Genomic DNA, 2,783 nt, shown 5'->3' with positions numbered 1-2,783 from the left:
GGGTGTGTTCTACGTGCATATCGGGCTTGAGCGCTGTTTTGCCGACATTGCCTGGTGGCAGCCGGAACCGGCGCTGCTGCTGGCGATGCGCAAAGCCATCGCGACAAAGCCGGACAATTTTCGCGGCCTGGTGGCGGCGTTGAAGAAGAACCGGCTTGAACTCGAGACCGAAGGCCGTATGAAGCGTACGCCATGCGGCTTCGAGGAAATCAGTGATCCCGATCTGGTCGCCGCCATCCGCCACCGGCATTTCTATGTCCAGCATGTCATCGATCCGGCGGGAATCCATACGGCTGATCTGGTCGACGAACTCGTCGATTTCACCTTGCGCGCCAAGCCGCTGCTCGACTGGGGCAGGGCGATCGAGGGCAAGGGTTCGCTTGACTAGCCTCCGGCTCCGGTAACCCGACGATCATTTCCGCTGATCGTTTGGCTCAAGCGAATTCGTGTGACAAGGCAGGCAGCGCTTCCTACATCAGGCCCTGATCAAGGAGAGGCCATGTCGGCGCAAGCAATTTCCGAGAGCGGCGATAGAAGCGATTTCTGGCAGGGCGTGCGGCTGTCGATGCCTGTCGTGGTGGCGTCGGCGCCGTTTGCGGTGCTGTTCGGCGCGCTCGCCGTCGACAATGGCTTCTCGGTCCTGGAAGCCTTCCTGATGAGCGCGCTGGTCTATGGCGGCGCCAGCCAGATGGTCGGCATCCAGCTGTTCGGCCAGCATGTGGCGCCGTGGCTGATCGTGCTGTCGATCTTCGCCGTCAATTTCCGCCACGTGCTCTATTCCGCAGGCATCGGCCGGCGCATCGCGCACTGGCCTGTCATCCAGCAGGCACTTGGTTATTTCATCCTCACCGATCCGCAATTCGCGGTAGCCGAAGCGCGGGCGCAATCGGGCCAGACGGTCGGCTTTGCCTGGTATCTGGGACTTGGCCTGCCGGTCTATCTGTTCTGGATCGTCGAGAGCGCGCTTGGCGCGATGTTCGGCAAGCTGATCCCCGACACGCATGTGCTCGGCATCGATTTCCTGCTGCCGATCTATTTCCTCGGTCTCGTGCTGGGCTTCCGCAAGCGGCCGCTGTGGCTACCGGTGGTCATCGCCAGCGCCGCCGCCTCGATCATCGCCTATAAGACCGTGGGCTCGCCCTGGCATGTCTCGATCGGCGCTGTTGCCGGTGTGCTGCTGGCGGTCATCCTGCCTCCCCATCACAGCGGCGTAAAGGCGCGGCCATGAGCACGACCTTCTGGATCATCATCGCCGGCGCGGTCGCCACCTATCTGACGCGCATCGGCGGGCATCTGGTCATCTCCCGCTTCGAAACAATCCATCCGCGCGTCGAGGCTGGTCTCAACGCCGTGCCGGCGGCGGTGCTGACGACGCTGGTGGCGCCGGAACTGTTGAATGCCGGGCCGGCGGAATGGGCCGCACTGGTGGTCACCGCCGTGGTTTCGCTGCGCGGTGGGTTGATGGCGATGTTTCTGGCCGGCGCGGCCGTTCTGATTTTGGCGCGGCAATTTGTGGGCTAGGGTCTGGGCGCGATCGACTTGAACCGTTAGCGCTGCCCCTCATCTGCCTGCCGGCATCTTCTCCCCGTATAGGGACGGGGAGAAGGGATTTGTCTCAACCTCGGCGCTTTTCTGCAACGTTGGTGGTTGGCGAAATCGTCGATGACGGCATCCTTCTCCCCGTCACTATACGGGGAGAAGTGCCCGGCAGGGCGATGAGGGGCGGCGCCGACCTTCCAAGACTGATTTCAAATCTTCGCGTCGTGCGGCAGCGGGGCGGTGGCCTTTTCCAGCCAGGCCAGCGTTTCGCCGTCGAGCATCGGGCCGATCTCGGCCAGCACGCGCGCATGGTACGAGTCCAGCCAGTGCAACTCGTCGCGCGTCAGGAGGTCCGACTGCACCAGCCTGGTATCGATCGGCGCCAGCGTCAGCGTCTCGAAGCCGTGCATGGCGATGTCTCCGCCCTCGATCTCTTGCGCCGGTGTCACCAGGATCAGGTTCTCGATGCGGATGCCGTAGGCGCCTTCCTTGTAGTAGCCCGGCTCGTTGGACAGCATCATGCCTTCGAGCAGCTTTTCGGTGCCGGTGCGGGCGATACGCTGCGGCCCTTCATGCACCGCCAGATATGAGCCGACGCCATGGCCGGTGCCGTGGGCGAAGTCGCAGCCGTGCTTCCACAGCGCCATGCGCGCGACGGCATCGATTTCCGAACCGCGCGTGCCGGCGGGAAAGCGCAGCGTGGAAATGCCGATCATGCCTTTCAGCACCAGGGTGAAGCGTTCGCGCATCTCCTGCGTCGGCTGGCCGATAGGCACGGTGCGCGTGATGTCGGTGGTGCCGTCCTGATACTGCGCACCGGAGTCGAGCAGGAACAACTCGCCGGCCTGCAGCTTGCGGCTGGTGGCGCGCGACACGCGGTAATGCATGATGGCGCCGTTCGGACCGGCGCCCGAAATGGTGTCGAAGGAGACATCGCGCAGCGGCATCTGCGTTTCCTCGCCGGTCTGCCGTCGCGTCTCCTCCAGCCGGGTGACCACCGATATCTCATCGAGCGATCCGGGTTTTTGCCGCTCCAGCCAGCACAGAAGCTTCGCCACGGCCGCACCGTCACGCCGATGCGCGGCGCGCGAGCCGTTGATCTCGGCCTGGTTCTGGGTGGCGCGCGGGATGCGGGCGGGGTCTGCTGCTGCAACGACGGCGCCGCCATTGGCCTCGACCAGCATGCGCAGCCGGTCGGCCGCCAGCACCGGGTCGAGCGCGATTTTCGCGCCACTCTTGGCAAG

At 64.4% G+C, this 2,783-nt stretch carries 4 protein-coding genes; 3 read left to right on the top strand and 1 reads right to left on the bottom strand.

Features of this window, described 5'->3' with window-relative positions; genetic code table 11:
• From EN893_RS27510 to EN893_RS27500, 3 genes are all read left to right on the top strand, one after another.
• The coding region (locus EN893_RS27510; protein WP_127387087.1) for a DUF2461 family protein at positions 1 to 388 on the top strand (388 nt) is incomplete at its 5' end.
• 111 nt (positions 389 to 499) lie between these two features.
• Entirely contained in the window at positions 500 to 1,228 is a 729-nt protein-coding gene (locus EN893_RS27505) for an AzlC family ABC transporter permease (RefSeq protein ID WP_127270948.1), read from the top strand.
• On the top strand, positions 1,225 to 1,521 hold the full coding sequence (locus EN893_RS27500; RefSeq protein ID WP_127270950.1) for an AzlD family protein: 297 nt from the start codon (positions 1,225 to 1,227) through the stop codon (positions 1,519 to 1,521). Before EN893_RS27505 ends, EN893_RS27500 begins: the two co-directional genes overlap by 4 nt.
• A gap of 227 nt (positions 1,522 to 1,748) precedes the next feature.
• Here the strand turns inward: EN893_RS27500 and EN893_RS27495 are convergent.
• A partial coding sequence (locus tag EN893_RS27495) for a M24B family metallopeptidase (RefSeq protein WP_128361932.1) occupies positions 1,749 to 2,783 on the bottom strand: 1,035 nt, incomplete at its 5' end.

Source organism: Mesorhizobium sp. M7A.F.Ca.CA.004.04.2.1 (assembly GCF_004022825.1).
GTDB lineage: Bacteria > Pseudomonadota > Alphaproteobacteria > Rhizobiales > Rhizobiaceae > Mesorhizobium.
This window is presented reverse-complemented; position numbering and strand designations above follow the sequence as displayed.